Source organism: Pseudoalteromonas sp. TAB23 (assembly GCF_000498075.1).
GTDB classification, from domain to species: domain Bacteria; phylum Pseudomonadota; class Gammaproteobacteria; order Enterobacterales; family Alteromonadaceae; genus Pseudoalteromonas; species Pseudoalteromonas arctica.
This window is the reverse complement of record NZ_AUTP01000166.1, coordinates 1-24,803: the sequence shown is the minus strand read 5'-3', so window position 1 is coordinate 24,803 and position 24,803 is coordinate 1. Positions and strand designations below refer to the sequence as shown.

The window sequence follows — 24,803 nt, the reverse complement described above, 5'->3', positions numbered from 1 at the left end:
AAAAAGACGCTTAGGCGTCTTTTTTTGTTTCTTGTTTATCACACCTAAGCGCCTCATCATTTAATAAAACACTTTTAGTAACATGATCTTTTTTCACTTAAATTTTTAATTTTATTGCACAAAAATACAAATTCGTGACTAGACTTTAAAAGGTAAGCACCTTTTTACAGCGGGTTTCGGAGGTTATTATGACGATTTTTGAGCATTACCAAGCACGATACGAAGCGGCACAGGAAGAAGAATACAGTATCGCTGAATTTCTTGAGATTTGTAAAACCGATAAGTCTGCCTACGCCAGCGCACCAGAACGCCTACTCATGGCAATTGGCGAACCAAACATGGTAGATACCGCAACGGATGCACGACTAAGCCGGTTATTTTCTAATAGAGTAGTTGCGCGCTACCCTGCCTTTGCTGATTTTTATGGTATGGAAGACGCCATTGAGCAAATAGTCTCTTATTTAAAACACGCCGCCCAAGGGCTTGAAGAATGCAAACAAGTGCTTTATTTACTTGGACCTGTTGGTGGGGGTAAATCATCCATTGCTGAAAAACTAAAATATTTAATGCAACAAGTACCTATTTATTCAATTAAAGGCTCTCCGGTAAACGACCATCCTCTTGCATTATTTGACCCAATAGAGGACGCCTACGTACTTAAGCAAGAATACGGTATTAAACAGCGCTACTTAAAAACCATTATGTCGCCTTGGGCTGGCAAACGCTTAAAAGAATTCAATGGTGATATTAGCCAGTTTAGAGTGGTTAAGCGCTACCCCTCAATTTTAAACCAAATAGGCATTGCCAAAACCGAACCTGGAGATGAAAACAACCAAGATATTTCGGCGCTAGTGGGTAAAGTCGATATTCGCCAGCTTGAGCACTTTGCCCAAAACGATCCTGATGCATACGCCTACTCTGGCTCTTTATGTTTAGCTAACCAAGGGCTGATGGAATTTGTAGAAATGTTTAAAGCACCTATTAAAGTGCTGCATCCTTTACTTACCGCAACCCAAGAAGGTAACTATAACGGAACAGAAGGCATTAGTGCTCTGCCCTTTAATGGCATGATCCTCGCTCACTCTAATGAGTCTGAGTGGCAAACTTTTAAAAACAATAAAAACAACGAAGCATTTTTAGACCGTGTTTATATTGTAAAAGTACCTTACTGCTTACGTGTAACCGAAGAAATTAAAATTTACGACAAATTACTTGAGCACAGCGAGCTATACAACGCGCCATGCGCACCGGGTACACTTAAAACATTGGCGCAATTTACAACGCTATCACGTTTAAAAGAGCCCGAAAATTCAAGTATCTATTCAAAAATGCGGGTATACGATGGCGAGACCCTAAAAGACACCGACCCTAAAGCAAAATCGTATCAAGAGTATCGTGATTACGCAGGTGTTGATGAAGGTATGACAGGGCTCTCTACCCGCTTTGCGTTTAAAATTTTGTCCCGTGTGTTTAACTTTGATACCAATGAGGTTGCCGCAAATCCGGTGCACTTGTTCTATGTGCTTGAACAACAGATAGAGCGTGAGCAATTTTCAAGCGAAATAGAAGAGCGTTATTTAAGCTTTCTAAAAGGCTATTTAATTCCACAGTATGTTGAGTTTATAGGCAAAGAGCTGCAAACCGCCTATTTAGAATCGTACTCAGAATACGGACAAAACATTTTTGACCGTTATGTTATTTATGCAGACTTTTGGATACAAGACCAAGAATATCGCGACCCTGATACGGGACAACTATTTGACCGCGAGGCACTTAATGCCGAACTTGAAAAAATAGAAAAGCCAGCAGGTATTTCTAACCCTAAAGATTTCCGTAATGAAATAGTGAACTTTGTATTGCGTGCCCGTGCGCATAACAACGGTAAAAACCCACTATGGACAAGCTACGAAAAACTACGCACGGTGATTGAGAAAAAAATGTTCTCTAATACCGAAGATTTACTCCCCGTAATTTCGTTTAATACTAAAACGTCTGCAGAGGATCAGCAAAAGCACGAGGATTTTGTGAACCGTATGGTCGAAAAAGGCTATACACAAAAACAAGTTCGCTTGCTTTCTGAGTGGTATTTACGGGTTAGAAAATCGCAATAACCTTCATAGTCGTAGTATATAGGAGGTCAATATGGTGCATTTTATAGATAGGCGTTTAAACGGAAAAAATAAAAGTACGCTTAATCGCCAGCGCTTTATTAGGCGCTATAAAAAACAAATTAAAGAAGCGGTTTCAGATGCGATTAACAAACGCAGTGTTACCGACTCAAGCTCTGGTGAGAGTATTTCTATTCCACAACGCGATATCAGCGAACCTACATTTCATCAAGGGCAAGGTGGGGATAGAGAACAAATTCACCCAGGCAACGATCAATTTTCTACGGGTGATAAAATTGAGCGCCCTAAAGGTGGACAAGGCGCGGGGGCGGGAGAAGGTGATGCGAGTGACTCTGGCGAAGGGCAAGATGAGTTTGTATTTTCGATATCAAAAGATGAATACCTTGATTTACTGTTTGAAGATTTAGAGCTCCCTAACTTACAAGAGAACCAGCTTGATAAGCTAGTGCAAATGAAAACCCACCGCGCAGGTTTTTGTAGCGACGGCATGCCAAGTAATATTGACATTGTCCGCTCTCTTCAAGGCTCGCTTGCGCGCCGCGTGGCAATGAGTACAGGTAAAAAACGCCGACTAGTTGAGCTTGAAAAACAACTTGATGCGTTGCTTGATGAGCAACATAGCGATAATGCGGCGATTGCTTTATTGCAAAAAGAAATTGCAGCATTAAAAGTACAAATTAAGTCGGTTCCGTTTATTGATAACTACGATTTACGTTTTCGTAATTACGAAAAGCGCCCTCACCCCACCAGCAAAGCCGTGATGTTTTGTATTATGGATGTGTCAGGCTCAATGGATCAGCCAACAAAAGACATGGCAAAACGGTTTTATATTTTGCTCTATCAATTTTTAACACGCAGCTATAAAGACATAGAAGTTGTTTATATTCGCCACCACACACAAGCAAAAGAAGTAGACGAGCAAGAGTTTTTTTATTCTCAAGAAACTGGCGGCACTATTGTTTCAAGCGCTCTTAAATTAATGAACGAAATAATAAAAGAGCGTTATCACGCAAACGAGTGGAATGTATACGCCGCACAAGCCTCTGATGGCGATAACTGGGCGGACGACACCCCGCAGTGTGGTGAAATTTTGCGTAATAAGCTCTTAAGCGCAGTACGCTATTTTGCTTATATTGAAATAACCACTCGTGCCCATCAAAGCCTATGGCGCGAATATGAATCCATAACACACAGCCATAATAATTTCGCTATACAGCATATTCAAAGCGTTGAAGATATTTACCCAATTTTCAGGGAGCTATTTAAAAAAGGTCGTCAACAGCAAAACTCTGCATAGCCTAAAGCGAGGTAGCATTATGAATGATAAACGAATGAGTGATGGCCCAGATTGGACCTTTGATTTATTAGATGAATATCAAGGTGAAATTGCCCGTGTTGCAGCTCACTACAGGTTAGACACATACCCTAATCAAATTGAAGTGATAACCGCAGAACAGATGATGGATGCTTATTCAAGCGTTGGTATGCCTATTGGCTACAGTCATTGGTCTTACGGTAAGAAGTTCATCCAAACAGAGCAAAATTATAAGCGCGGACAAATGGGTCTCGCTTACGAAATAGTGATAAATTCGGACCCTTGTATTGCGTACTTAATGGAAGAAAACACCCTACCTATGCAAGCGCTTGTAATGGCACATGCATGTTACGGACATAACTCATTTTTTAAAGGTAATTACTTATTTAAAACCTGGACAGATGCAGGTTCAATTATTGATTACTTGGTATTTGCTAAAAACTACATAAGCCGCTGTGAAGAAAAGCACGGTATTACACAAGTAGAAGCCCTACTCGACTCATGTCATGCATTAATGAATTACGGAGTCGATCGCTACAAACGTCCACAACAAATATCGCTATTTGAAGAGCAAAAACGCCAACAAGAGCGTGAAGACTACCTTCAATCGCAAGTAAACGAATTATGGCGAACTATTCCCGAGCAACAGCAAGAAACCAAAAAGAAAGTACGTCACTTTCCTTCTGAACCTCAAGAAAATATTTTGTATTTTATTGAAAAAAATGCCCCATTACTCGACTCTTGGCAACGTGAAGTTATACGTATTGTTCGTAAAATTTCGCAATACTTTTACCCACAAAAGCAAACTCAAGTAATGAACGAAGGTTGGGCAACTTTTTGGCATTACACCATCCTTAATCACTTATATGATGAGGGAAAACTCACCGACTCTTTCATGTTAGAGTTTTTACAAAGCCATACCAACGTAGTTTATCAGCCACCTTATAACAGTAAGTATTATTCAGGTATCAACCCATATGCTTTAGGCTTTAATATGATGGTTGATATTCGCAGAATATGTGAGCACCCAACTGAAGAAGATAAACGCTGGTTCCCTGAATATGCAGGCAGTAATTGGCTAGATACACTGCATTTTGCAATGGAAAACTTTAAAGATGAGAGTTTTATTAGCCAGTTTTTATCGCCTAAGTTAATTCGTGATTTTAAATTATTTACTATTATTGACCATACTAATAACCCCCATTTAGAAATTGGCGCAATACATAACGACAATGGCTATAAAGCAGTAAGAGAAGCGCTCTCAGCGCAGTACAACTTGAGTAATCATGAGCCCAACATTCAAGTATATGACGTTGATATTAGAGGTGACCGTTCACTAACCCTACGCTATGTACCCCATAACAACATTCCTTTAGCAAACTCGCACAAAGAAGTGCTTAAGCATCTTTACAGATTATGGGGCTTTAAAGTAAAACTAGAGCAAGAGTCAAATTCTGGTGAGGTTTCAATGATTGGTCAATGCCCAATAGATGACTCTAGACACACAACAGAATAATGAAGGGCAATAAAATTTTCATACTGATTGGGTTTGCTCAGCAGATCGTAAAAAAATACACTATTATTTAACCCTAAATTCTGGATATAAAAAATGACGCTTAAGCGTCATTTTTTATATCTTCGTAGGCTATTACTTTATTTCGCCCTGTATTTTTAGATTGGTACAGTGCTTTATCTGCAGCCTCTATCCAGCGCTCATGATTTTTAAAATCATTACTCCTACCAGCCAGCCCTATACTTACCGTCATTGTTATTTCAAAGTGTTTATACTTCACAGGGTTAGTTTCAATCAACACCCTTAAACGCTCAGCAAACACAAAAGCGCCTTCTTTATCTGTATCAAGTAATGTCACTGCAAACTCTTCACCGCCATAACGCCCTGCAACATCAGTTTCGCGCAGCGTCGTACGTAGTAAGTTAGATAAATGACGAAGCGATTCATCACCACAGCTATGGCCATATTCATCATTTATTTTTTTAAAGTGATCAATATCAAACATTAATAATGTGCTACAGCCACCACTTCGCTTAACTCTTAAAAACTCTTGGCGTAGCGTACCTTCCCAGTGTCCACGGTTTGCAAGCTGCGTTAAGCTATCTGTTTGACTTACTTGTTCTAATTTTTTGTTTAACTCTTCAAGCTCTTTTTTATTTACCGCGACATCTGTTACATCATACAAAATAATACAAATATGGCTAACTTCGCCCATCGTATTTGTAAGAGGGATAAATGTCGCATTTTGATACATGTAATCAGCTTTACCAGTAATAGGTCGATAATTTTTAAACCTAAAAATGTATGGCTGCTGCTCCCAAATCGTAAAAGAGCGGTTTTTTAAAACAAAAACCGATTCTGATTTACTTCTAAACCATTTTTCGTCTATTGCTGGAAATAAATCAAATAGGTCTTTATCTTTTACTGCGCTTGGTAGAAGCCCTGAATGGTTTTCCATAAAACCATTCCATACACACACCTTATAATCTCTATCAAGTACTACAAGGCCTACATCAACGGTATTAAACATATCCATAAGCCAATGGATCTCATTCATTTCTAAATCTGCAGCCATAACTTAATCTTCTAATAGGTAAGCAACTTTATACTTCAAAGTTTTAAGTGAATCTTCAGTAAATAACAGCATGAGGTCGCAATTTATATCATGGTTTTCAATACCGTAACTAATCTCTATAGCAAGGGTGCGTTGCCAACGTGACTTGTTTGATTTAACCAGCTCAGACACATCTCTGTGTTGGCCAAGTACTATTGGGTGCCCTTGGCTAAATGACATATCGAGCTGTTTTGAAAGACCCGTTAAAATAGCGCCTATCAAAATATTACTAATATCCATAAGCAGCTCAAGTTCAACTTTATCGTTTAACTCGCCGTCATAATTCATCAAAGAAGCTATTTCTTTAAAGCTTGAATCATTTAAAAGTAATAGCGCCTCGCCCGAAATACCACCGCCAATAAAGCCCTGGCACACACCCGATGTAGCTGCGTTATTATCTATAGACTGCAGCGCCATATCGAGTTCATTAACTTCCAAAATATTCACATTAGGAATTGGTAGCTCTACAAATACATTAAGAAGACGTGCAAGTAAATCCCCAGCCTGCCCCATAGCAACGTTAGTTAGCTCTTGGTATATATCCCGAACATCAGGGTCGACTTGCTCTCCTAGCGAATGAGAGAGACGTTCACGCATGGCTTTGTCTTTAATTCCATGGTGTTCAATTATGCTGGCTAGTTTTTCGGGGGAACATGGTTTTTGAATAAAATCGATAGCACCCAGTTCAAGCACTCTTTGATGTGCACTTGGCTGTATATCACCAGAGACAACAACAGTGAGTATATTTAGCCCCTGTTCTTTCATAGCGATTAATACTTCATACCCATCCATTTCAGGCATGTTTAAATCGAGAAAAAGTATTTCTGGTTCAATTAACTTTATTTGCTTTATGCAATCAACGCCGTCGAGTGCAAATTCAACTTTAATATCCCAATCTTCAGGTAATGAACGAGCTAGCTGACGCCTAGCTAATTTTGAGTCATCACATATTAGTACCGATGTTGACATATTATCTCTCTATTTCTAAACCAGTAATGAGCATTAAAATCATTTTATGATGGTTTTTATTTTTATTATTGAAGATATATTTTGTAACTTCATGTTAATCAAAGTTTAGCACAGTTACAATTTTTATATTGCAGAACTAATCCCAACTTCATCAGAGCGGTATAATCTCTTGGTTACTATAGCGCAGTATAATACACTGACGCCCATTGCGTTAATTTAAAAGGAAATACCTTATGTTACGTTCACTTACCTTTGCTTTGAGCGCATTTTGCTCTGTGGCTATTGCAGCCGATTACCCAGAAAACACGCTAGACATAGGAAAAGTATCTGCACAAGGCAAACCAGTCACTTTATTAGGCAAAGGGATCTCTGTTGGAGATAGCGCGCCAAATTTCAAAGTAGTTGATGACAACTTCATCCCTGTGACACTTGAGGATTACAAAGGCCAAGCTGTATTGATAAGTGTAGTGCCAAGTCTTGATACAGGTATTTGTAGCCTGCAAACTAAGCATTTTAATGAAAAAGTAGCCTCGCAATTTCCAAGTGTTGTAATGCTAACAATTAGTGCTGATTTACCATTTGCTCAAAAGCGTTTTTGCAAAGCTGAAAATATTGATAAAATCACTACGTTATCAGATTCTGTTTGGCGCGATTTTGGCCAAAAATACGGATTGATTATTAAAGATATGGGCTTATTAACGCGAACTGTATTTATTTTAGATGAAAGCCATAACGTCATTTATAAACAATTAGTTAGTAGCCTTTCAACTGAACCAGAATACAACAGCGTAATTGAGAAACTTAAAACGTTGTAAAGCCGATTAAATAGCACTGATTAAGCAATGCTAAACAGCCTTAAAACAAAAAACCGCCAATTGGCGGTTTTTTAATGTGCTTTTATAATTAACCTAAAAGCTCACCAAGTTGTGAACTTACAGCTTCAACAGCTTGTGTACCATCTAGTTTGTGGTATTGAGTATTACCAGCAGCAGCTTCTGCTTGGTAGTAATCAACTAATGGCATAGTTTGCTCGTGATAAATACCTAAACGTTTACGTACTGTTTCTTCAGTATCATCAGCGCGAACAATTAAGTCTTCCCCAGTTTCGTTGTCTTTACCTTCCACTTTTGGTGGATTATATACAATATGGTAAACACGACCAGAACCAGGATGAACGCGACGTCCGCCCATACGTTCAACAATCACTTCGTCAGCCACGTCAAATTCAATAACGTGATCAACCACTACGCCATTTTCTTTCATCGCATCAGCTTGAGGAATTGTGCGTGGGAAGCCATCAAGTAAAAAACCTTTCTCACAATCAGCTTTAGTAATACGCTCTTTTACTAAACCAATAATAATATCGTCAGAAATTAGTTGACCAGCATCCATTACTTTTTTTGCTTCTAAGCCTAATGGCGTGCCCTCTTTAATTGCTGCACGTAACATGTCGCCAGTAGAAATTTGTGGAATACCGTATTTGTCCATTAAAAACTGAGCTTGAGTACCTTTACCTGCACCCGGCGCGCCCAAAAGAATAATGCGCATATTATTGTCCCCTAGTATGGATATTTATTTTAAAGCCTGAATTCTTCCACAAGCGCCGCCGATACTCAAGCAACTTATACTAATTGATGAGTCGTTGATGCATTTACAGCGCATTAAAAAAGGGAACATACGTTCCCTTTTATTTAAAGTATATAATTTATACTTTTATTAACTAAATAGTTAACTGACTACTTGCTTAGTTCAAGCATTAGTTTGTTTAGGCGAGTAACAAATCCTGTTGGATCTTTAAGTGTACCGCGCTCTGCAAGTAATGCTTGGTCTAATAAAACATGTGACCACTGTGAAAATTTATCTTCATCTTGTTCGTCATTCAAATGCTTAACAAGTTGATGCTCTGGGTTTAGCTCAAACACAGGTTTTGCTTCAGGGGCTGCTTGACCAACAGATTCCATTAGCTTTTGCATTTGTGAGCTCATGTCGTTGTCGTCGCTTACAACACATGCTGGAGAATCTGTTAAGCGGTGCGTAAAGCGCACTTCTTTAACGTCATCACCTAGTGCTGTTTTAATACGCTCAACAAGGCCTGCCATTTCTTTTTCAGACTCTTCTTGTGCTTTTTTAGTCTCTTCGTCGTCCAGCTTACCTAGATCTAGATCACCACGTGTGATTGACTGTAGTTGCTTATCAGCAAATTCAGTTAAGTGGCTCATCATCCACTCGTCAACACGGTCACTTAGTAACAATACTTCAATACCTTTTTTGCGGAAAATCTCTAAATGAGGAGAGTTTTTCGCAGAAGTAAATGTATCAGCTACTACATAGTAAATTTTGTCTTGGTCTTCGTTCATGCGCTCAACATATTGCTCAAGCGACACATCTTGCGTTTCTGAATCAGTATGAGTAGAAGAAAAGCGTAATAACTTACAAACAGCTTCTTTATTTGCTGCATCTTCAGCTGGGCCTTCTTTCATTACTTGACCAAACTCATTCCAAAATACTTGGTAATCGTCAGCTTTGTTTTTAGCCATACGCTCAAGCATTTTAATAATGCGCGATGTACACCCTTTACGAATAGCCTGCGTTACTTTGTTATCTTGTAGGATTTCACGAGATACGTTTAGAGGTAAATCGTTTGAATCTAGTAAACCTTTCACAAAACGAAGGTAGCTTGGCATGAACTGCTCAGCATCATCCATTACAAATACACGTTGTACGTAAAGCTTTAAGCCACTTTGACGTTCACGGTTCCATAAATCGAAAGGTGCTTTTTTAGGGATGTATAAAAGGCTCGTGTATTCAGTTTTACCTTCAACCTTATTATGTGCCCAGCTAAGTGGATCTTCCCAGTCGTGGCTTACGTGCTTGTAAAACTCTTTGTATTCTTCATCAGAAAGCTCTGACTTATCACGCGTCCACAATGCAGTTGCACGGTTAATGCTTTCCCACTCACCTGGTACTGCTGGAATTTTTTCGCCGTCTTCGCCTTCAGACTCTGGTACTTCTGCTTTAAACATTTGTACAGGTGTTGAAATATGGTCTGAGTATTTTGTAACAATGCCACGTAAGCGGTAATCGTCAGCAAATTCTTTTTCTTCATCACGAAGATGTAAAATAATGTCGGTACCACGGCCTTCTTTTTCAATTTCTTGAAGCGTGTATTCGCCTTCACCTTGAGATTCCCACTCGTAAGCGGTTGTTTCACCCGCTTTACGTGTACGAACAGTTACTAAATCAGCAACAATAAATGCTGAGTAAAAACCAACACCAAATTGACCAATTAATTGTGAATCTTTACTTTGATCACCCGTTAAGTTTTTGAAAAACTCAGCAGTACCTGACTTTGCAATAGTACCCAATGAGCTTATTACTTCATCACGTGTCATACCAATACCATTATCAGAAATGGTAATTGTATTTGCTTCTTTATCTGCGCTAATACGAACACGTAAATCGGCATCACCTTGGTAAAGGTCGCCTTGAGATAGCGCTAAAAAGCGTAACTTGTCTGCCGCATCTGATGCGTTTGACACAAGTTCGCGTAAAAATATTTCTTTATTAGAATAAAGAGAATGAATCATTAAGTTTAATAATTGTTTTACTTCTGTTTGAAAGCCTAATGTTTCTTTTTGTGCTGCAGTCATTTATATATCTCCAATTTGCAAAGTGTCTGCGTTATGCACTTAATATGGGGTGAGGTGTTAGAACTTCAAGGGAAAAATCAAAAAAAGGTGAAACGAAAAAATAGAATATCTCGTTTATCTAAAATGGGTGCGGACAATTAATATGAATCTTTTCACCTGTTGTTGGATGTTCAAAATATAAATCGCTGGCATGTAATTGTAAGCGTCCCGCCATGTACTCACTTTGCGCACTTTTATATAAATCACAGCCTAAAATTGGGTGCCCTATAAACTGGCTATGTATTCGTAATTGATGGGTACGTCCGGTAACAGGCGTAAATTGCACTAAGGTTCTGCACGGTTGTTTAAGCCGCTCAAGCACACTGTATTCACTCACCGCTACTTTGCCCGTCGTTTGGCAAATTTTAACTCGCGGAAAAAGCAGTTTATCTTTTGCTATTGGTGCAGTAATTTCCCCCTCATCAACAGCTAAGCACCCTTCTAACATGGCTACATAACGCTTTTGGATAGTACGCGCCTGAAACTGTTTATTGAGGTGCTTTGATGCTTTGGCGTTTAATCCAACAATCATAATGCCCGATGTACCCAAATCTAACCGATGCGGTAACTTTGCCTCAGCAAATGCGGCTGTTAACTCTTTTTGACCATGTACTAAACGGTAATGTACTGAGTCCCAGTTAAGGGGGTTTTTACCAGACAAACTTAATAACCCACTGGGTTTATTGATCAATAAAATATCGTCATCTTGATATAATATTTCAATAAACCCGTCGCACTTAGGCGCTACAAAGTCATCAACAATCATGTGTGGTGCTGAAGGTGTTTGCGATGTTGAGTTAGCCATTAAATTAGTCAATATCTTTTGAATGAAGCGCTTTTAAAGCCAATACTTGCTCACGTAAATCGTCTGCTACTACTTTGTCAGCGGCAATCGGGGTACCTACTGCAACCGACACCAAAGACCATTTTAATCGTGGTAGTTGCCACTTAGCTTTTCGGCTAAACATACTTCCCCACAGGCCCCCTAAATGCACAGGGATAACGGGCACAGGTGAGCGCTCAATAATGCGCTCGATTCCACGGCGAAAAATATCGATAGAGCCGTCACTGGTTAGTTTTCCTTCAGGGAAAATACCAACAAGTTCGCCTTTATTAAGCGCAGCAGCCACTTCGTCAAACGCTTTTTTAAACGCTTCTGGATTGGTTTTTTCACTGTTAATGGGAATAGCTTTGGCCATTTTAAATAACCAATGTAGGGCTGGCGAATAATAAATAGGGGCAAATACCATAAATCGGATAGGCCTTGGTGATGCTGCTAAAATAAACATCCAATCGACAAAGCTCACGTGATTACACACTATAACGGCAGCGCCTTCATCTGGAATATTACTTTCACCTTTTGTACGCACTCTGTACATACAAATAGCTAAAATATATATAATAAATCGTAAAAAGAACTCTGGTACTTTGGTATAAATATAAACAGATATAAGCAAGTTTAGCCCAGCAAGTAACAGTAGCAACTCTGAAATACTCCACTGAAAAACAGACAGCGTTACAATACTTAAAACAGCACTGCCCACCATAAACAGTGCATTTAATACATTGTTAGCCGCTATAACTCGTGAGCGACTCGACTCTTCAGTGCGCTGTTGAATAAGCGCATACAGAGGTACAGTATAAAAACCAGAGCCAATACCAATGCCTGCCATCCATACAAAATGCCACAACATGTCGCCTGTTTTTAATAACTGATCAAGCGTCAATAATTCAAGGTTTTGAGGTAAATAAGAGCTAATAGCGCTCTCTTGGCTCAGTAAGTATAAAAACAAGGTAATTAAAATAGCGCCAAAAGGCACAATTCCTAATTCTATTCGAGAGCGAGAAAGCTTTTCACACAATAACGAACCAATAGCAATACTTAGTGAAAACACAACAAGCGCGCTAGTTACAACCAGTTCATCGCCGCCCATTGTGTGTTTTACATAATTTGGTAGGGACGTTAAAATAATTGCGCCAATTAACCAAAACCAACTAATCCCAAGTACTGATTTACCAACCGATTCTGTTTGCGAATTAAGTGCTGAAAATACGTTTTTCGTGGATGAAAATATATTATAGGTAAATTTTAAGTTAGGCTCGTTTGCCTCACTAATGGGTATAAAGCGACTGCTCACATAACCCATAACAGCCAGTACTAATACGGCAATACTTATAAGCGTAGGCCCTACTGATTGAGTAATATAATAGGTGCCAAAAATTGTACCAATTAATATTGCTACAAACGTGCCTGATTCAACCAAGCCATTCGCTTTTGTTAATTCGTTAGGGGCTACGTGCTGCGGTAAAATAGAGTACTTTAATGGACCAAAAAACGTACTTTGTACGCCCATTAAAAATACGGTGGCTAACATCAGCCAAACATACTGCGTTAAAATAGAGACAGCCCCTACAACCATAATAGGGATTTCACATAGCTTTACGATTCTGATTAGTTTGGATTTTTCTGTTTTTTCAGCTAGCTGCCCCGCCATCCCTGAAAATAAAAAGAAAGGTAGGATAAATAACCCAGCAGCAATATTTGAATAAAGTGCGCCATCAGCAAGCGTTGCAGCCTGAAATATCAATAGAATAAGCACTGATTGCTTATACACGTTATCGTTTATCGCTGAGAAAAACTGCGTAATAAAAAGCGGTAAAAAACGCTTACTACCCAGTAATGTACCTTGGTAGGGTTGATTATCTTTCATTGTATTCCTTACTAATTAGAGACATAGCCCAAAAATATATTATACCAATTCGTTTAATTAAATGATCTATTTTGAGGGCGGAAAAACGTGTTGATAGCTAGGCAAAAAATTCGCTATTTAGTTGTTCTAAATGAGAATTTTTTAACGCAGGTAGCGACACGTTTAGCCCCGCAAAATGATTAAGTATTATTGCGAATTGGTATTTGATTGCTTCTAAGCTTACCTTAAAAACAAAAAGCCTACATAATTTAATCATGTAGGCTTTTATAATATCTTTTCAAATAGTAACTTAGAGTTAGTCTTGTGTAACTAAACGCCTGCCGCTAAAAGCATGCATAAGCGTTCTACCATCTACTAAATCAAGCTCGCCCCCCACAGGAATACCGTGAGCAATACGCGAAGCACCTACTTTATATTTATGACAAAGCTGAGCAATATAATGAGCTGTAGTATCGCCTTCAACGGTAGGGTTAGTCGCTAAAATAACCTCATTAATACCGCCTTGAGCAAGTTTTTGCTCTAAAACGTCTAAGCCAATTTCTTTAGGGCCGATACCGTCAATTGGCGATAAATGACCCATTAAAACAAAGTATAGCCCTAAATACTGACCTGTTTGCTCAATGGCAAGCACATCAGTAGGCGATTCAACAACACATAATATGCCGCTGTCTTGGCGTTTTGTACTTAAACAAATATCGCACTGAGCTTGTTCGCAAAAAGTACGACAAGACTGACAATGCCCTATGGCTGTCATTGCTTTAGTCAATGCATTGCCCAGCTGAGTGCCTCCCTTTCGGTCGCGCTCAAGCAAGTGAAAAGCAATACGTTGCGCTGATTTTGGACCAATGCCCGGTTGACAGCGCAGTGCTTCTATAAGCTGATTTAAACTATCTGAAAGTTGCATTATTTACTTAAAACGGCATTTTCATACCTGGTGGTAATTGCATACCGCCAGTTACTTTACCCATGCGCTCTTGTGTTTCTTCAGCAACACGGCGTACAGCATCGTTACATGCTGCTGCAAGTAAGTCTTCAATCATGTCTTTGTCGTCTTCCATAAGGCTTTCATCAAGCTGAACACGACGTACATTGTGGTTACCAAGCATGGTTACTTTAACTAAACCGGCACCGGCTTCGCCAACAACTTCTAATGTTGCGATTTCGTCTTGGGCTTTTTGCATGCGATCTTGCATTTGCTGCGCTTGCTTCATCATGTTGCCCATTCCACCTTTAAACATAACTTTCTCTCTTTCTTTTAATACATTAATTAACATGAACATAAGGGCGATTGTAAGTAATTACAATGCCTGAATACTGTTTTCGTCAATTTCGGCGCTAAATACTTGCTGAAATTGTACTATGTTTTCATCAGATGTGATCACATCGATTGCTTGTTGATGACGACCTGCATCAATTTTTTGCTGAATAAGATAAGGAGAGTCAATAACTCCCTTAGCAAAATTAATACTTAACGACACGTTATGCTCATAAATACTCGACAATGCGGCATCTAATCTTTGGCGAAGCATCGGTGTATCCAAATGCTTTTGTGATTCATCAACGTCTATATGTAAACTGTTGCCTTGCTTGGTAAATATTGAATGCAATGCAAATTGGCGCATACGACCACCCAGTCCCATACGTTTAATTAAATAAGCCCATTCATCTTGTTGATGTGCAAATCTAATTTCACTAATTGGGCTTTGAAAATCATCAGGGGCAGGAATACTTACTTCCTCTGGCACTATTTCAGGCGCTTTTTGAGGGTTTATTTGCTCAAGTAATTCTGGCGCAAGATTTTCAGTAATTGTTTGGTGCTTTGCTTTAAAATCAATCTTACTAGCTGGCTTTATGTTGGAGTGATTATGTGCCTGGGTTTGGCTCCCTGTTACTGGGAGCTCATGCTTTTTTTCACTCTCACCTTCGCTATCAGTTGCCCAAGGAGGGATATCGCCAGACGCAGTACTTGAAGGGCTATTAAGCTCACTTGAACTTGTATCTGCACTACCTTGATGAACACTTTGGGCTTTAGGCATTCTTGGATGCTGTTCTGGCTTTTTAGCAGGCGCTTGGCTTGGCTGCACTGCTACATTATTTGCAGATGTACTTGTACTCTTGCCTGATAACCTACCCGCACCCGATATGTTTCTGTCGCGTAAAATACGAGCAATGGCAGATTGCGCCTGCGCTTCTTGTTCAGCTATTGGCGTACTTGCATTGTGATTTGTTAAGGGCTCTGGTGAAGACTCTGAGTTTGCAGTAGGTGCAGGTTTAAAACCCTGATCTACAGCGCTACTCATTATATCATCAAACTGCGAAGCTAACGTTTGCTCAGCATCACTATGTTGCATGTAAGCTTCATCTTCACTTTGGCGCTGGGCTTGAGCATCCGAAACAACATTGGTTTGTGGTTGATCATTAGCTGAAGCCTGTTGTTCAAAAGCGTTTTCACTTTGTTGAACCGGTTGCTCTACTGCAACTTGGGCAGGCGCATTATTACTTTGTACGACATCATTATTCGATGTCTGAGCGGCAACATTTGGTAAAGGCTCTATCTCAAGGGATTTAGGCTGCTCTGTATTGCTAACTGGCTTAGTATTATTTACAGGGACACTACTTTGGCTAGCTACAGTGTTTTGCGATGTTTTATTTTTATTTAATATATCTCGCAGTGCATTTGCACGGCCTTGTTTATTTGGGGCCGGCTCTTCGTTTACTGTGTGTACAGTTTGTTGAGCGTCTGTAGGCTTAAATGCTAATAATCTTAGCATTATCATTTCAAAACCTAAGCGAGGCTCTGGTGCCCATTGTAAATCTTTTTTACCATTTAACAGTAACTGATAATAAATTTGAATTTGTTGTGGGCTCGTATGTTGTGCAACATGAGCAATATAATCTACATTTTTTTCATCTAGCCCTGCCGCTTCTGGCACTAACTGGGTTAGTTGAGTCAAATGCGTAAGTGCAATTAAATCATCAAGCAATGCCACATAATTAGGATTACGACTTGCCACCTGCGCAATCTCATCCATTAGCGCAGCGCCATCTTGTGCAAGTAATGCTGCAAGCAAGCTTTGGCTATAATGAGTATCCATTAAACCAAGCATAGTTTGTACTGCTTGGTTATTAATATCACCATTTGTTTGTGCGATAGCTTGGTCGGTTAAGCTAAGTGCATCACGCATACTGCCATCAGCGGCTTTTGAAATAATGCTAAGTGCATCGGTATCAAAGCTAAGCTGCTCTTGAGTAAGTACGTGTTCAAGCTGTGTTTTAATCTCACTTTGCGACAAGGCATTTAGGTTGAATTGTAAACAGCGAGATAAAATAGTAACTGGTAGTTTTTGAGGATCGGTCGTCGCCAATAAAAATTTCACATGCTCTGGTGGCTCTTCAAGCGTTTTCAAAAGCGCATTAAAGCTGTGCTTAGAAAGCATGTGAACTTCATCGATTAGGTATACTTTATAACGTCCACGTGTTGGTGCATATTGAACGTTATCGAGTATTTCGCGGGTGTCTTCTACTCTTGTACGAGAAGCCGCATCTATTTCGAGTAAGTCAATGTAGCGCCCTGCTTCTATATCTAAACAGCTGCTACATTGGCCACACGGATTTGCAGATATACCTTCGTCGCAATTTAAGCTTTTAGCAAAAATACGCGCAATAGTAGTTTTACCTACACCGCGGGTTCCAGTGAATAAATAAGCGTGATGCAGTCTATTTTGTGTAAGCGCATTTACAAGCGCTTGCTTAACATGAGACTGCCCAACCAATTCATGAAAGGTTTGAGGACGCCATTTTCTCGCTAGAACCTGATAACTCATCGATTACTCGCCTTCGAATTCAACCAATTTTAGGATTTTAATACCCATTTTTTTGATGCGCTGCTCGCCACCAAGCTCTGGTAGTGATACAACAAATGCAGCATCTGTGGCTTCGCCACCTAGTTTATGAACTAATTTAGCGGTGGCTTCAATTGTGCCGCCAGTTGCTAATAAGTCATCAACTAATAATACTTTATCGCCAGGTACAATTGCATCAACATGCAGCTCTAGCGTGTCTTCACCGTACTCAAGTAAGTAATCTTGACGAATAACTTCGCGTGGTAACTTACCTGGTTTACGAACTGGAATAAACGGAATGCCTAATGCGTAAGACAGTGGCGCACCAAAAATAAAGCCACGTGATTCTGTGCCAATTATTTTAGTAAAACCCTGATCTTTATATTCTGCGATAAACGCGTCAATAGTTGCTTTAAAGGCTTCTGGATTTGCCATTAAAGTGGTTACATCGCGAAACATGATGCCCGGCTTTGGATAATCAGCAATTGTAGTTATGCTGTTTTTGATAATTGCTGGTGTTACTTGAGTCATAATTTTAACTGCTCAATTGTTTATATTACAAAGCAGGTGATTATAACCTTAACTAACCTTTAATTGCGAGTTTGGCGTTACTATAAAAGAAGTATTAACTATGGGGGTGTAATTAAAATAAAGTGGTTCAAGGCTGAAGTAAGCAACAGCCTTAATAAACGCTATGCATTTTAAGTTAAGCTAGTGATCCAGCCTAATATTGCATTTAAACAACCAATCCCTGCAAATACAGCTAAGAAAGCAAGAAAATAAGTAGCATTGAACGGATCTTTAAAGTCTTTATCATCTGACATTGGTACAACCTTTTATTAAGCACGACAAATAAGGCTGCCATAATAGACGATGTAAAATCATCAATAAAGACCTTAATCTTGATTTTTTGTCACAATTACACCGCGTTCAACCATTGCATTGAGGGTAACCAATGCGCCTTGAGCAATTTGATCTGCATTAAATTGTGGTGCATGAGCGAATACCTGTTGGCAAACGTCGTCAAATGTCGCTCCATCACTTGCCTCAATAATTGATAGCAACAAAGCAGTCATCGCATTCGTAGCCAGAAATTGAACGTCATCATCTTCATCTCTATATACAACAAAATAATTAGGCTGAGGTGATGGCTCTTTTGGTATAAAGCGATTGCTAATATTTTGAACCGGAAATTGATAACTTAAATTTCTTGCCGTTTTCGATAAATACAAAGCAGAACTAGTAAGCGCTGTTGTTTGTAATTTTTGCTCTTGCTCATCTTCGTGTGCAATCGATACATCTAGCTCTACCCATTCATAATGTGCAAGTTCTAGCATAAACACGGGATCGTATCTTTTCATTTTATAATCACTTGATAAGTAATTAATAAACTCCCCTGCTATATCTAAAAAGTACGGCGAATGACAATCATATTCGCTAAAAAATTTGCGTACAAGGACCAGCCATTGCTTGTCTGTATATAAGGTTTTTAATACCGGAAAACCTGATGATATAAAACCTTCAATGTTATTAAAAAATAGGTCGCGATAAATGGCCATACTTCTGTCTTCGATACCGCTGGGCTTTTTATTTTTTTTAGGCTCGCGAATATGCGCCATAAATTCGTTTTGTATTTCAATAAAGCTCATAACCAGGCACTCTTTTAATATTTATAAAGGCTTATATTAAGCTCGTTGTTTTAAAACAGTTGAAGTAATGTGTTTAGCTTGTAGCTCATGAATTATATCTAACTCTTTGGTTAAAATATTCATGGTAGGGATATTAAAATCGCGCTCAAGCAAGGTTGGAAATACGCCATGCACTTCATATGCTTTATCCAGTAGCTCCCACACAGGATCAATGACATCAGCACCATGTGTATCAACTATTAAGTCATCAGCCTCATTATAATGGCCTGCAACGTGCCCATAGGCGATACGATTAGAGGGTAACCCTGTTAAAAACACTTGTGCGTTATAGCCATGATTAATCGAATTCACATAAATGTTATTCACATCCAGTAAAAGCTTGCAGTCTGCTTGCTCTAAAATGGTATTTGTAAATTCCAGCTCTGATAATTGCTGTCCAGGAGCGCCATAATAGGAAACATTTTCTATCGCAATTTGCTGCTCAAGTATGTCTTGTACTTGTTTAATACGAGGGACAACATGTGCTATTGCATCTTGTGTAAACGGAATAGGCATTAAGTCATACATATGGCCTGTACCGGAACAGTAACTTAAGTGCTCACTGAAAATTTTTATATTGTGCTCTTCAAAAAAAACTTTTAAAGATTTAACAAATTCAACATCCAGTGGTTCGGGTGAACCGATAGACAGTGATAATCCATGACACACAAAATTATTTGCATCTGTTAATGTTCTAAATTGCTTTTTAAAGCGTCCACCTAGTTTTAACCAGTTCTCTGGCGCAACTTCCAAAAAATCTACTTGATTAGGTACGTGTTCAAGCAGTTCATCAAGCATTTCTCGTCGTAGGCCAAGGCCCACCATCCCGAAATCTGTACTCTGGATTTGTGTCATAACTACCTCTAACTTATCAAAAAAGGGCCTTAAGGCCCTTTTAGCATAACTTATTTAGAATAAGATATTAACGACCGCCACATTTACCTTCGCCGCACTTACCTTCTTTTTTAGTTTTTTTAGCATCGCCGCCGCATTTACCTTCACCACATTTGCCTTCTGTTTTAGCTTTTGCATCTTTTGCATCGCCGCCACATTTACCTTCACCACACTTGCCTTCTGTTTTAGCTTTTGCATCTTTTGCGTCGCCGCCACATTTACCTTCGCCACACTTGCCTTCTGTTTTAGCTTTTGCATCTTTTGCATCGCCGCCACATTTACCTTCGCCGCACTTACCTTCTGTTTTAGCTTTTGCATCTTTAGCATCGCCGCCACATTTACCTTCACCACACTTACCTTCTGTTTTAGCTTTTGCATCTTTAGCATCGCCGCCACATTTACCTTCACCACACTTACCTTCTTTAGCGTCTAGTTGGTAACCTGTCACTAATTGTTGAAACTCAAATGGGTTGGCTTGTACATCTGCAGATACAAAGCTTGCAGAGCCAACAACTACTGCACCTAAAGTTAACGCGATTGTATTTTTTTTAACTGTATTCATTTTGTGACTCTCTTTAATCAAGTATTGTAAATCTCAGCAATAAAAATGTATTTTAAATTGCTTGTATGCTTAAGTAGACCTGTACAAGAATAAAAACTTTCATTTATTTTCATAATATTTACTTTTGCGGTTTCTACATTAAATATGGTTGGTAATTACAGATTTATCAATGTGTGATTTACAGGTAAACTATGCGTCCAGTTTTTTATCAAAATTAATCACTTTATGAAACTTGTTTTAGCACCTATGGAAGGTGTCGTTGATTTTAAAATGCGCCAATTACTTACAGACATTGGTGGGTTCGATTTGTGCGTTACCGAGTTTGTAAGAGTGGTTGAAACATGCTTACCTGATAAAGTTTTTCATCGATTTTGCCCTGAACTACATAATAATGGATTTACGCGAGCAGGTACTCCTGTGCGTGTTCAATTACTCGGCCAAGAAGCAAATCCGTTAGCCGAAAATGCAGTAAGAGCAATTGCTTTAGGATCTCATGGGGTCGACCTTAACTTTGGTTGCCCAGCAAAAACCGTTAATCGTAGTCGAGGGGGTGCTGTACTGCTTAAAGATCCTGACCACATGTATACGATTATTAAAGCAGTCCGAGATGCTGTAGATGATAAACATGAAGTAAGTGCAAAAATTCGCTTAGGCTTTGATGATGACAGTAACAGCCAAGAAATTGTTGATGCTGTGGTAAGCGCAGGCGCAAATAGTGTAGCTATACACGCCAGAACCAAACGTGATGGTTATAACCCGCCAGCTTATTGGGAAAAAATTCCACCAATAATAAAAGATAAAAATATTGCCGTTGTTGCCAATGGTGAAATTTGGCAAGTTGAGGACGCAATGCTTTGCCAAAAACGAAGTGGATGTACTGATTTGATGCTTGGTCGTGGCGCCCTTTCGCACCCTGATTTAGCAAAAAAAATTAAAGCTCATGTAAATAATGAACAATATGATGGCCTTCAATGGGAGCATATTATTTATCACTTAATCCACTCTGCTATTCATCAAGACCCTGCAAAAGATGAAAAGTATTTTGCTTCTCGTACAAAGCAATGGCTAGGTTACCTTAAACGCCAATACCCGCAAGCGATCGATTTATTTGATGAAATCAGGCGTTTAAAAAGTAAAGAAGATGTGGCAAGCGTATTAAATAAATACGCCAAAGCACCGCAACTTGATTCAAATCATAACGGCTAACCTAAAGCCTCTAGATAATATCAGTATAACGTGAAGCCAATTTAATAAGGTTGTACTGATAATGCATCATCAAAAAAGACTAAACGATGAAATAGCACAAATTAAATTAAATATATTAACTATGCTTTCTAAATCAGCCTACCCTACACATCAGCATTTAATACAAATTTTAGATAATACAGCAAACAATGAATGGTTAGACTGTGCAGCAGAGAAGCTAGGTCCTGAGTATGCGTTTTTGATCAGTCGCATGACTAAATTAGAAGCAGCGGTCAGCCAAATAGAAATTGGGCAATATGGCTANCGACTGTGAAGAAAAAATACCAGCCAAATCACTTGAACTAGATCCCGCAACCCAACGGTGTACAAAGTGCGCACAATAAGCGCACTTTCAAATCATTATATAATTTGTTGTATAAAGCTAAATGATTGCCCTGGGTAGAGTATTATATCTTCAACTAAATATTGAGCCTCTTCTTGGGTGATTTCTAAGCGTTTCATAAGATTCACCTTTGCCTGTGGCAAAGTCCACGCATGGTAATGAATGCCAATATCTGATTCCATCATTGCAAGCATCAATGTTTTATCTTTATCAGACATGTTCATATTGCTCGCCATTGCAGGTAAGTCTTGATAATCAGCCTGCCAATCAAGCCCTTCAATTAATTTTTCATTCGATAGATACTGCACTAAAAACGATTTTTTATGAGAAATAGACAATTTACTGTCGAATGCAACACGATCTAATACTTTTATATTTTCATTTAAAATAGTAACCCACTCTAGCGGTGAATGTACTTCGCCACTAAAGTAATTTAGTTTGCTCTGATACCACTGTGACCCATTTGGCAGGCCTCTCAGACCAACACTACCTCTAGGCTTGTAACTAGCTAAATAATCGCTAAAAGCTCTTATATGACTCTTAAGCGCTGGTTGAACGTCATTACTACCTATCGCACTCAATACATAGCTTTGTAGTAGTGTGAGCTCAATTTTATTCAGCTTTAAATTGCTTTGTTTAGCACTGTCTAGCGTATCTTGGGTTAACTTAAGCCAAGTAATAATATTATCCGGCGTACTTTTTGAACCCTCAAAAGCAAGCATGTTTTTTAATACGTCTACTTGAGCCGGCCAATTAAAATAGCGCTCAGGAAAGCGCTCTGCAATAACCAAGTAGTTTACTTGTGCAATTTGATTGAGATTAAGCTCCATACCCATTAGGTTCTGATAAATAGTATGACGTTTAACTAAATACGCATCAGAAAAGACCAATTGCTCTTTAGTAATCCTATCGATTTTTTTAGCGTCTGGTTGTACAAGTGCCATGTTTAAAGTTTTTAAAGCAACTTGTGCGTCTTCAAATGACTCATAAGGTTGAGGCTGCTTTGAACATGCAGCTAAAAATAAGCACAGTAGTAATGAAAAAGAGAGCTTTTTATACATAGTAGTTCCAATAAAAAAAGCCCCAGAGGGGCTTTTTATAAGTTGCTTTAGCTAATTAAAATTAAATTTTAACACCGTTGCGAGCGGCTTTATCTTTAATATATGTAGACCAACCTTTTGCAAACTTACGTGTGCGAGGGTCATCCATAGCTTTAGTAATTGCAGCATATGCTTGCTTATACTTACCTTGATAGTAATACGCTTCAGCTAAATCTGAATAAATAGTACCTTTTTTGTCAGAGCCAAGCTCTAATGCTTTGTTCAAACGAACAACAGCAGCACTGAATTTTTCAGATTGTAAAAGTAATGAACCAGCTTTACGGTAAAGTTCAGCGTCGTCATCAAATTTAGCAGCTTCTTCGTAGTACTTAGCAGCTTTTTCTAGATCCTTAGAGCGATGATAGTTACTAGCAATCGCGCTAACATTCTGCTTTGTACGTTTTACTTTTTCACTCTTAACGGCCTTTTCTAGCGTTACAGCTGCTCTAAAAGGGATCTCGTTTAGAGAGTAAAAGTTAGATAAGACTTTATACTCAACTTCATTTTCAAAGTAACCGTTCTTGTAAGCAACTTCCATCGTTGCTAAACCTTTTTGATAGTCTTCGGTTTGTAGGTAATATTTACCTAAGCTAACCCAAGCTTTTTTATCATCAGGCCATACACGAACAATCTCTTCGCCAATCTTAACCATGTTTGCATAATCTTTAAGTTCAAAGTATGCACCCAGTTTTAATTGGTAAGGACCTTTATTAGGTTCTTTTTGAAGTTTAATTGCCTTATCTGCTGGTTCAAAAACATCACGAAATTGCTCTAACTGATAGTTAGCTTGGGCAATACGCGTGTAAACCGTAGGATCTTCTTCACCGGTAAAATCCATCCAAGTAACATAAGCTTTTTTGGCTTCTTGATACTTTTCTGTGCCAGCGTATAAATCACCTAACAGCTTTAGAGTTTGTTCTTGATCAGCAAAGTTTAAAACATCAGGGGCAACTGCTTGCTTAGAGTACTTAATCGCTTCGTCATACTTTTCTTTTTGAGCGTACATGCTACCTAAGTAACGATTTACGGTCGCTTTATCAAAGTCATTCGAAGGTTCAATCTCTCTAAGCAAAACAATTGCTTCATCAACTTTTTCTTCGTTGTACAAGTCAAATGCTTTAATTACCTTTTTACCAGTACGCTCGCCCATGATTTTAGTTTTTGCTTTTTTACGCTCTTCAATCTTTGCGTAATCTGGCGCTGCTAAAACAGATGCACTTAAAGTAGCACCAGTCACAGACATAAGAATCGCAAGAGCAGTTACTTTAGAAAAATTTCTCATTACTCGCCTCCTTAGTTGCCTTGGTTAAGTTTAAAGTCTAATTGAACTTGTAAACCTGGTTGTTTCTGTGGTTTTCCGTCAATGATCTTAGGACGGTACTTCCACTTACGCAGTGCGCGTTTAGCTTCACGGTCAAAGATACGTTTTGGATCTGCGTCAATTACTTCAACGTCAGTTACTCCACCTAACTCATCAATTGTGAATGAAAGTTGTACCCAACCTTCTTTGCCATCACGTGCTGCTTGCGTTGGATATTTTGGTTCTATACGAACGATAGGTGTCGCATCACCATCTCGTCCAAATGCACCAGGACCACTTAGTCCACCAGCTGAACTACCAACATCAATGCTACCCATGTTAAATGACATAGCACCAGGGTTTGGATTATTATTTTCCGGCTGTGGCGG

The 24,803-nt window shown here is 39.0% G+C and carries 22 protein-coding genes and 1 pseudogene; 6 read left to right on the top strand and 17 right to left on the bottom strand.

Annotated elements, in window-relative coordinates:
* Positions 1–188 precede the first annotated feature (188 nt).
* The 3 genes from L654_RS0107305 to L654_RS0107295 are packed head-to-tail and all read left to right on the top strand — an operon-like array spanning position 189 to position 4,960.
* Complete coding sequence (locus tag L654_RS0107305; protein ID WP_024607681.1) at positions 189–2,111, top strand: PrkA family serine protein kinase; 1,923 nt, start codon at positions 189–191, stop codon at positions 2,109–2,111.
* Positions 2,112–2,142: 31 nt separating this feature from the next.
* On the top strand, positions 2,143–3,426 hold the full coding sequence (locus L654_RS0107300) for a YeaH/YhbH family protein (protein WP_024607680.1): 1,284 nt from the start codon (positions 2,143–2,145) through the stop codon (positions 3,424–3,426).
* A gap of 19 nt (positions 3,427–3,445) precedes the next feature.
* The gene (locus tag L654_RS0107295; protein ID WP_024590827.1) at positions 3,446–4,960 is read left to right on the top strand and encodes a SpoVR family protein; all 1,515 of its coding nucleotides are present in this window, start codon (positions 3,446–3,448) and stop codon (positions 4,958–4,960) included.
* A gap of 100 nt (positions 4,961–5,060) precedes the next feature.
* Here L654_RS0107295 and L654_RS0107290 read toward each other — a convergent pair whose 3' ends face one another.
* The gene (locus L654_RS0107290; protein ID WP_024590826.1) at positions 5,061–6,032 is read right to left on the bottom strand and encodes a diguanylate cyclase; all 972 of its coding nucleotides are present in this window, start codon (positions 6,030–6,032) and stop codon (positions 5,061–5,063) included.
* A gap of 3 nt (positions 6,033–6,035) precedes the next feature.
* Positions 6,036–7,040: a response regulator gene (locus tag L654_RS0107285; protein ID WP_024590825.1), complete on the bottom strand. Its 1,005-nt coding sequence runs from the start codon at positions 7,038–7,040 to the stop codon at positions 6,036–6,038.
* Positions 7,041–7,273: 233 nt separating this feature from the next.
* Here L654_RS0107285 and tpx point away from each other — a divergent pair, with 233 nt between their 5' ends.
* The gene (gene tpx / locus L654_RS0107280; RefSeq protein ID WP_024598337.1) at positions 7,274–7,855 is read left to right on the top strand and encodes a thiol peroxidase; all 582 of its coding nucleotides are present in this window, start codon (positions 7,274–7,276) and stop codon (positions 7,853–7,855) included.
* An 88-nt stretch (positions 7,856–7,943) separates the two neighbouring features.
* On the opposite strand, the gene adk is transcribed toward tpx, so the two are convergent.
* The 12 genes from adk to L654_RS0107215 form a co-directional block, all read right to left on the bottom strand.
* Positions 7,944–8,588, bottom strand: coding sequence for an adenylate kinase (gene adk, locus L654_RS0107275; protein WP_010553395.1), 645 nt, complete (start codon positions 8,586–8,588; stop codon positions 7,944–7,946).
* Positions 8,589–8,776: 188 nt separating this feature from the next.
* Positions 8,777–10,690, bottom strand: coding sequence for a molecular chaperone HtpG (gene htpG, locus L654_RS0107270; RefSeq protein WP_024592695.1), 1,914 nt, complete (start codon positions 10,688–10,690; stop codon positions 8,777–8,779).
* A gap of 118 nt (positions 10,691–10,808) precedes the next feature.
* Entirely contained in the window at positions 10,809–11,534 is a 726-nt protein-coding gene (locus L654_RS0107265; protein WP_033027738.1) for an RluA family pseudouridine synthase, read from the bottom strand.
* Between the two features lie 4 nt (positions 11,535–11,538).
* Positions 11,539–13,440, bottom strand: a complete 1,902-nt coding sequence (locus L654_RS0107260; protein WP_024592696.1) for an MFS transporter — start codon at positions 13,438–13,440, stop codon at positions 11,539–11,541.
* A gap of 295 nt (positions 13,441–13,735) precedes the next feature.
* A complete protein-coding gene (gene recR, locus L654_RS0107250) occupies positions 13,736–14,344 on the bottom strand; it encodes a recombination mediator RecR (protein WP_008165968.1) in 609 nt (202 codons plus the stop codon).
* A gap of 7 nt (positions 14,345–14,351) precedes the next feature.
* A complete protein-coding gene (locus tag L654_RS0107245) occupies positions 14,352–14,678 on the bottom strand; it encodes a YbaB/EbfC family nucleoid-associated protein (RefSeq protein ID WP_002962306.1) in 327 nt (108 codons plus the stop codon).
* A gap of 60 nt (positions 14,679–14,738) precedes the next feature.
* Positions 14,739–17,264: a DNA polymerase III subunit gamma/tau gene (gene dnaX, locus L654_RS0107240; RefSeq protein ID WP_024607678.1), complete on the bottom strand. Its 2,526-nt coding sequence runs from the start codon at positions 17,262–17,264 to the stop codon at positions 14,739–14,741.
* Positions 17,265–17,267: 3 nt separating this feature from the next.
* A complete protein-coding gene (gene apt, locus L654_RS0107235; protein ID WP_007584093.1) occupies positions 17,268–17,813 on the bottom strand; it encodes an adenine phosphoribosyltransferase in 546 nt (181 codons plus the stop codon).
* Positions 17,814–17,983: 170 nt separating this feature from the next.
* The gene (locus L654_RS1000000128550) at positions 17,984–18,106 is read right to left on the bottom strand and encodes a hypothetical protein (protein ID WP_002962301.1); all 123 of its coding nucleotides are present in this window, start codon (positions 18,104–18,106) and stop codon (positions 17,984–17,986) included.
* A 72-nt stretch (positions 18,107–18,178) separates the two neighbouring features.
* Positions 18,179–18,931 carry a putative DNA-binding domain-containing protein gene (locus tag L654_RS0107225; RefSeq protein WP_024607677.1) on the bottom strand — a complete coding sequence of 251 codons (753 nt, stop codon included), beginning with the start codon at positions 18,929–18,931 and terminating at the stop codon, positions 18,179–18,181.
* 36 nt (positions 18,932–18,967) lie between these two features.
* Positions 18,968–19,825 carry a DUF692 domain-containing protein gene (locus L654_RS0107220; RefSeq protein WP_024607676.1) on the bottom strand — a complete coding sequence of 286 codons (858 nt, stop codon included), beginning with the start codon at positions 19,823–19,825 and terminating at the stop codon, positions 18,968–18,970.
* 67 nt (positions 19,826–19,892) lie between these two features.
* Positions 19,893–20,426: a hypothetical protein gene (locus tag L654_RS0107215; protein ID WP_010553389.1), complete on the bottom strand. Its 534-nt coding sequence runs from the start codon at positions 20,424–20,426 to the stop codon at positions 19,893–19,895.
* 225 nt (positions 20,427–20,651) lie between these two features.
* Between L654_RS0107215 and L654_RS0107210 the strand changes: the two genes are divergently transcribed.
* Complete coding sequence (locus tag L654_RS0107210; protein ID WP_007583877.1) at positions 20,652–21,632, top strand: tRNA-dihydrouridine synthase; 981 nt, start codon at positions 20,652–20,654, stop codon at positions 21,630–21,632.
* Between the two features lie 61 nt (positions 21,633–21,693).
* A pseudogene (locus tag L654_RS01000000125690) lies at positions 21,694–22,015 on the top strand (conjugal transfer protein TraR).
* 16 nt (positions 22,016–22,031) lie between these two features.
* On the opposite strand, the gene L654_RS0107200 reads toward L654_RS01000000125690, so the two are convergent.
* From L654_RS0107200 to L654_RS0107190, 3 genes are all read right to left on the bottom strand, one after another.
* Complete coding sequence (locus L654_RS0107200; RefSeq protein ID WP_024607675.1) at positions 22,032–23,075, bottom strand: hypothetical protein; 1,044 nt, start codon at positions 23,073–23,075, stop codon at positions 22,032–22,034.
* Positions 23,076–23,136: 61 nt separating this feature from the next.
* A complete protein-coding gene (locus tag L654_RS0107195) occupies positions 23,137–24,396 on the bottom strand; it encodes a tetratricopeptide repeat protein (RefSeq protein ID WP_024607674.1) in 1,260 nt (419 codons plus the stop codon).
* A gap of 11 nt (positions 24,397–24,407) precedes the next feature.
* The coding region (locus L654_RS0107190; protein WP_024606672.1) for an energy transducer TonB at positions 24,408–24,803 on the bottom strand (396 nt) is incomplete at its 5' end.